Annotated in this window: 5 protein-coding genes and 1 riboswitch; all 5 genes read right to left on the minus strand. The window is 58.7% G+C overall.

The features are described from left to right. Window positions 1–69 precede the first annotated feature (69 nt). The gene (locus KP806_RS27115) at window positions 70–1,455 is read right to left on the minus strand and encodes an NCS2 family permease (RefSeq protein ID WP_224726877.1); all 1,386 of its coding nucleotides are present in this window, start codon (window positions 1,453–1,455) and stop codon (window positions 70–72) included. 124 nt (window positions 1,456–1,579) lie between these two features. After that, window positions 1,580–1,680, minus strand: a riboswitch (purine riboswitch). Window positions 1,681–1,791: 111 nt separating this feature from the next. After that, entirely contained in the window at window positions 1,792–3,096 is a 1,305-nt protein-coding gene (locus KP806_RS27120; RefSeq protein WP_224726878.1) for a 6-phospho-beta-glucosidase, read from the minus strand. Window positions 3,097–3,134: 38 nt separating this feature from the next. Then, window positions 3,135–4,100, minus strand: a complete 966-nt coding sequence (locus tag KP806_RS27125) for an N-acetylglucosamine kinase (RefSeq protein WP_224726881.1) — start codon at window positions 4,098–4,100, stop codon at window positions 3,135–3,137. 395 nt (window positions 4,101–4,495) lie between these two features. Continuing rightward, window positions 4,496–6,034 carry a glutamine-hydrolyzing GMP synthase gene (guaA, locus tag KP806_RS27130; RefSeq protein ID WP_224726879.1) on the minus strand — a complete coding sequence of 513 codons (1,539 nt, stop codon included), beginning with the start codon at window positions 6,032–6,034 and terminating at the stop codon, window positions 4,496–4,498. Between the two features lie 228 nt (window positions 6,035–6,262). Continuing rightward, window positions 6,263–6,815 (minus strand): hypothetical protein (locus KP806_RS27135; protein ID WP_224726880.1); only part of this gene is annotated, 553 nt, incomplete at its 5' end.

Genomic DNA, 6,815 nt, shown 5'->3' on the forward strand with positions numbered 1-6,815 from the left:
TATACTTGACTTATATTTCAAAAAAAAGAAGCCGCGCCGGTCCAGCGCAGCTTCTGTTCATTCATGTGATTAATGACCGCCCATAAAGGCGTATCTTGCAACAATAAGCACCGCCAAAATCCACATCAGCCAGTGGACCTTATAGCTGCCCTTGCCGGTTGCGTTCGCCACCGTCGCAAGCACGACGTACGAGACGATACCGAAGGAAATGCCGTTGGCGATGTTGTACGTGAACGGCATAAGCGCCAGGATAAAGAAGGACGGTATCGCGTATACCATGTCGGAGAAGTCGATTTCCTTCACGGACTGCATCATCAGCACGCCGACGATGATCAGCGCAGCTGCCGTCGCCGAGCCCGGCACAAGCGCCACGATCGGCGACAGGAAGATCGCGAGCAGGAAGCAGATACCGGTCGTAACCGCCGTCAGCCCCGTGCGGCCGCCCTGCGCGATGCCAGCCGAGCTTTCCACGTAGGCTGTCACAGTGCTCGTTCCGAGCACCGCGCCGCCGCTTACGCCGATCGCGTCGACGAACATTGCTTTTCCGATGCGTTTCTTGCCTTCCTCCGGATTTTTCATATAGCCGGCGCGGTTAGCCGTCCCGACCAGTGTGCCGAACGTATCAAACAATTCGACGAACGTAAACGTAAGGATGACTGTGACCAAACCGACCTCGAATACTCCCGCAAAGTCAAAGTGCCAGAAGTTGAGAGTCGAGAAGTCAGGCACCCAGGTATTGCTTTCGAATACTTTGTTGACATCGACATAACCCGTCAGCAGAGCAATAACCGTCGTGCCGAGAATGCCGAACAGGATCGCGCCCGGCACGCGCAGCACCATAAGAGCCGCGATCAGCAGCAGGGCGATCAGCGTGTAAATAACCGATTCATTCGTGAAGCTGCCGAGCTGGATGACCGTCTCGGAGCCGGTTACCGGCGTAAACGTGTTCGCCTTAATGTCGTTGAAGCTCGAAACGGCGATCGTCATAATGCCGCTGTTCTTCAGGCCGATGATAGCAATGAACAGGCCGATGCCGACCGTAATCGCGTGCTTCAGGCTGTCGGGTACGGCGGTAATCAGCATTTGGCGGATTTGGGTTACCGTCAGAATAATGAAGATAATACCCGAGATGAACACCGCCGTAAGGCCCATCGCCGGGCTGATCGGCTTATCCGTCGCCGCCGAAGCGATAATGACCGATGCGAAATACGCGTTAAGCCCCATGCCCGGCGCAAGCGCTACGGGAAAGTTGACGAACAGGCCCATCGCGATCGTAAAAATACCCGCTGCAAGCGCCGTGGCGAGGAACACCGCCGTCCAGTCCAGACCGGTCGGAGTGAGAATGATTGGATTGACGGCCAATATGTAAGCCATCGTCATGAAAGTCGTAAGCCCCGCCATAATCTCTGTTCTAACATTTGTTCCGTGTTCCTTTAAGCGAAAGAAACGTTCCATTTTGATAACAAACCTCCCAAAATTGTGATGGAACAAACAAAGAAGCCTAGAAAAAAATGCATATCAAGCATTTCTCCTAGGCTCTGCAAAAAGGGGAAAAATATACCCGCAGGACCGATGCAGGCCATTTTTCCGCCATTTTCGTAGCCAGGCCATTTACGGTGACCGAGTAGAGACTCTCAAGCCGATTCTTGAGATTATACGAAAACATATGCGATTGTTGTTTTCCTTCTACAATTTTATAGAGAAGCCTTCCGATTTGTCAATATCTTTACACGAACATTAATACCAATAAATACCGTTATTATTCGTGTTTGCGAAAAATTTAAACTGAAATCATCTTTTGAAAAAATTCGGCAAATACGCTTTGTTCGCTTCCAGCATCTCGTCCAGCAGCGCTTTCGCCGTGTTCATGTCCGGAATAAGCGGATGGTGAACGAGAGCCTGCAGCGCGATGCCCCTGTCCCCGCTTACCGCCGCTTCGATCGTCAGCGACTCGCAGGCTTTGACGGCATGAAGCAGTCCCTTGATGTGCCGCGGAATCCGCTGTAAGGACAGCGGGATCGGTCCCTGAGCTGTTACGACGCAATTTGCCTCAATGCAGGCGTCCTCCGGCAGAAAGCTGATGATGCCCCCGTTTTTTACGTTCAGCGTCTGGATGTCCCGTTTGTCCGCATACAGCGAATGCATCAGCTTTACGGCCGCTTCCGAGTAATACGCGCCGCCCCGCTGCTCGAGCTGCTTCGGTTTTTCGTCCAGATTGACGTCCTTATACAGCTCGTACAGCTCCGCCTCCACCCTGCCGACGACGTCCGCTCGCGTGCCGTTTGTCTTCAGCTGCTCCAGCTGTTCTCCCAGCATCGTATCGGTCATGTAGTAATAGCGGAGGTAGGGAGCCGGAATCGCGCCAAGCGATTTTAAAAAATCCGCGTCCCAGTCCAAAGCCGGCGCGAAGGCGGCCTGCCCTTTTCCGCCGTCAATGAGCTCCCGCAGCTTATCCTCGCCGTTTACGTAAGCCGCCGTCACCCAGTGAAGATGGTTGATGCCTGCGAACTCCGGCAGAACGCCGCTCTCATGCACGCCGAATGCCTTGGCGAGATGCTTCCGGAAACCGATCGGCAGATTGCATAGACCAATCGTCTTCACGTTTGAGTGCTTCAGCACCGCCTCGGTCACGATGCCCGCCGGATTCGAGAAGTTGAGCAGCCACGCCGCCGGCGCCAGCTCCTCGATATCCCTGCAAATGTCAAGGATGACCGGCACGGTCCGCAGCGCCTTGAACATGCCGCCCGGGCCGGTCGTTTCCTGGCCGATGACGCCGTGCGACAGCGGGATATGCTCGTCGCGCCGCCGGGCCGCCAGCATGCCGACGCGAAGCTGCGTCGTTACGAAGTCCGCGCCGGCGATCGCTTCGCGGCGGTTCAGCGTCATGTTCACCTTGATCGGCACGCCGGCCTTGGCGACCATGCGCTGGGCCAGCTCCCCGACGATTTGCAGCTTTTGGCGTCCCTCCCCGATATCGGCGAGCCAAAGCTCGCGGACCGGCATTTCGCCGAATGCTCGAATGAAGCCTTCGACAAGCTCCGGCGTATAGGAAGAACCGCCGCCGATGACGGCCACCTTTAATGTTTTTTTGGACATTGGGGCCTGCCTCCTAACAAAGAAATGTCATGCTTCCACTAAAAGGATAGCTTTCTGAGCGCCGTATCCGCAGCCTCGGTGACCGGCATGCCGCTGCTGTCCATCGCGCTCATGACGGCTCCGGCGACCGGATCGGCCGTCAGCTTGACCGCTGCCGCCCGCGGCGCCGCCTGCCGCACCGTTTCTCCAATCGCCTCCGCCAGATGCGGGGAGGCTCCCTTCACAAGCACGCTGCCGGCGAGCACAACGTCAAATTCTTCGTTCTCCATGCCGAGCCGCTTGATCAGCGCGACAACCGCGCTGCCGTGCTCAACACCGGCCTCCCGCAAAATTCTGGCGGCAACCGCATCCCCCTGCCCGGCCGCTTCGAATATGACCTTTGCAAGCTCGGCGGGCGGTCGTTTGCCGTGGAATAGGGCATCCTCGTACATCGCCTGGATGCTGGTGTAGCCGAGCCGGCGCGGCACGAGCTCGGTAAGCAGCGTAGGCCGCTCCCTTCCTTCGGAGGCGCGGATCGCAGTGCGGAAAGCTTGAATGGCCAGGCCCGCTCCGGAGCCGTCGTGTCCGTCTCCGAACAAATAGCCGAACCCGCCGTACTGCAGCTCCTCCCCCATCGCGTTACGCGCGGCGGCGTTGAAGCCGGTACCGCTGATGATGACCGCACCGCAGCTTCTACGCGTGCCGGCGCGCATGGCAATCAGCGTGTCGCAGGCGATCGCATGCCGCTCGTAACCGAGGGACGCGATCATCGGACGGAGAATGGCATAATCCGGCTCCCGGTCCGCCCCGGCGAGACCGAAATAGGCAAAGTCCACCTGCTCCTTCGCCGCCCCCGCCTCCCGCAGCGCCTGACTGCAGGCGTCATCAATGCTTTCTTTGGCACGCTCGAAGGCCGTCTGATGATTGCCGTTGCCCCCGCGCCCCTTGCCCAGCACCCGCCCGTTCTCGTCCGCCAGCAGCGCATGCGTTTTGCTGCCCCCCGCATCAACCCCGAGAAATAACATGCCGCTCACTCCCCTCGCCCTTCCTGTAACCATTGTACGCTGACGGACCGGCGCCGATGTTCGGGAGTGTGCGGAATGTTTGGATGGATGGGCGTGGGGCGGGAGGCTTGGGATGGCTGTGTGGTCGTGGGGCGAGGGGGGCTGAGGTTGGAGGGACATGGGATCCGGGACACGAGGTGGGAATGCGGCGGCGGATTAGCGATAGATTTTAGCGCTGTTCCGTGCGGGGCGGTTAGTTATAGGGTGAAGAACGATAATTTTTTGCGTTGTACGGGGCGTGGGGCGTTGTTGGAGGGGCATGGCTCGCCTGAGAAGAAAAAAAGCCTTTCCGAATCGGCCGGGAAGCCGTCGGAAAGGCGTTTGGTTTAGTTAGTTGTAATGCCAAGCGGGAAAGGTTACTCCCACTCGATCGTAGCCGGCGGCTTCGACGTTACGTCGTAGACGATCCGGTTTACGTTGTCCACTTCGTTGACGATGCGGACCGAAATTTTCTCGAGCACGTCCCAAGGGATACGAGCCCAGTCTGCCGTCATGCCGTCGATGGACGTCACCGCGCGGATGCCGACAGTGTACGAGTACGTACGGGCATCGCCCATAACGCCTACGCTCTTCATGTTCGGAAGCGCCGTGAAGTACTGCCAGATTTCCCGGTCGAGACCGGCTTTGGCAATTTCGTCGCGAAGAATCGCATCGGATTCGCGTACGATATGCAGCTTCTCCTCCGTCACCTCGCCAAGAACGCGGATCGCAAGACCCGGGCCCGGGAACGGCTGGCGCCATACGATGGCTTCAGGCAGGCCGCACTCCTCGCCGACTTTGCGCACCTCGTCCTTGAACAGCGCTTTAAGAGGCTCAACGAGCTTGAACTTAATGTCCTCAGGCAATCCGCCGACGTTGTGGTGCGATTTGATCGTTTGCGCCGTTGCCGTGCCGCTCTCCACGATATCCGTGTAAAGGGTACCCTGCGCAAGGAATTCGAAATCGTCCAGCTTGCCCGATTCTTCCTGAAATGAGTAAATGAATTCGTTGCCGATGATTTTGCGTTTTTGCTCCGGATCGTCGACGCCCTTCAGCTTGCCAAGGAAACGCTCCTGCGCGTCGATTTTCAGAACCTTCATATCGAATTTGCCGACGAATGTGTCCATGACGCTTTCCGCTTCGCCTTTGCGCAGCAGGCCGTGGTCAATGAACATACATGTGAGCTGGTCGCCGATCGCCTTATGCAGCAAAATCGCTACAACGGAAGAATCTACGCCGCCGGAAAGCGCGCAGAGCACTTTTTTGTCGCCGACCTGATTGCGGATGTCCCGAATCGTATCTTCAATGAACGACTCCATCGTCCAGTTGCCTTCGCATTCGCAGACGTTGTACAGGAAGTTGCGGATCATTTCGTTGCCGAACTCGGAGTGGCGTACCTCCGGATGGAATTGCACCGCGTAGAAGTGACGGTCCGGGTGGCTCATGGCCGCTACAGGAGCATGCTCCGTGCTCGCATCGATCTGGAAGCCCTCAGGCAGCTCCACGACATGGTCGCCGTGACTCATCCATACCGTTTGCACCTTGTCGAGGCCGAAGCCGATGCGCGTGCCTTCCGCAAATTCCACTTCCGCTTTGCCGTACTCGCGTTTGCCCGCGCGTTCCACCTTGCCCTTCAGCTGGTGCGACATCATTTGCATACCGTAGCAGATACCGAAAATTGGAATGTTCAAATCGTAGATAGCCGGATCTACAAGCGGTGATTTTTCTTCGTAAACGCTCGCCGGTCCTCCCGAGAATACGATGCCCTTCGGCTGTAATTCGCGGATCCGTTCCACCGACGTGTTGTACGGCAGCAGCTCGCTGTATACGCCCAAATCGCGGATACGGCGCGCAATCAGTTGGTTGTATTGTCCTCCGAAATCGAGCACAACGATGATTTCATTTTGCTTAGTCATTACCGAGCCTCCCTCAATAGATGTAGTAATTATATATAAGGCGCTTTAAGCGAGTCAAGCTCAAAGGGACGGGCTTGTTCCCAGGCGGCCGGCACGGGCGGAGGCGATGAATGCGGAGATGCATCTGCGGGAAGAGACGATGGAAAAATGAAGCTTGCTGCCAAAAGAAAAAGCCCCCGCAAGCGGCGGGAGGCCTGATTCTCTCCTCCCGTGAACAGGAGGAACATTTTATTTGGAGGGCTTGAGTTGTTTGGCCCTCTTTTCCCGGCTCTTCGGCTGCGAGGCAACCGGCGCCGGCTGGCCCGCTTTGTAGACGGGCCGTTTGAGGAGCACGCGCACGACGCTGCGCAGCGCAGGCGGCGCAGGCGCTCCCGGCCAGCGTCCGGGAGCGGCGAACTGCGCCTCCTCCAGCCAGCTGACGAGCTGGCGCAGCGCGTCGCGCTGCTCCGCCGCGAGCGCCGGCCCTGCCGCGAGCGCGTATTCGCGCGCGGTCATAAGCGGCGCTTGCTCTCCGTAGCGCCGATGAAGCAGCGGCGCCAGCGCATCCATCGCCGCGCCGAAGCTCTCCCGCAGGCGGGCATCCGCCCCGCCTGCGCCTCCCGTGCGCGGCGTCCGCTCCGCCGCGCGGGCCCGCCGCAAGCGCGCCTCCGCCGCTTGCGCCAAAGCCGCTCCGCCGCCGAGCCTGACGGCTTCGGCGTGCGCCGCCCCGTAGCGGCGCAGCGCCAGCGCGAGGCGCAGCTGCCGCCGCTGCGCCGCGGCGACGGCCGCGCATGCCAGCGCC

It is taken from the genome of Paenibacillus vietnamensis, assembly GCF_020169515.1.
GTDB classification, from domain to species: domain Bacteria; phylum Bacillota; class Bacilli; order Paenibacillales; family Paenibacillaceae; genus Pristimantibacillus; species Pristimantibacillus vietnamensis.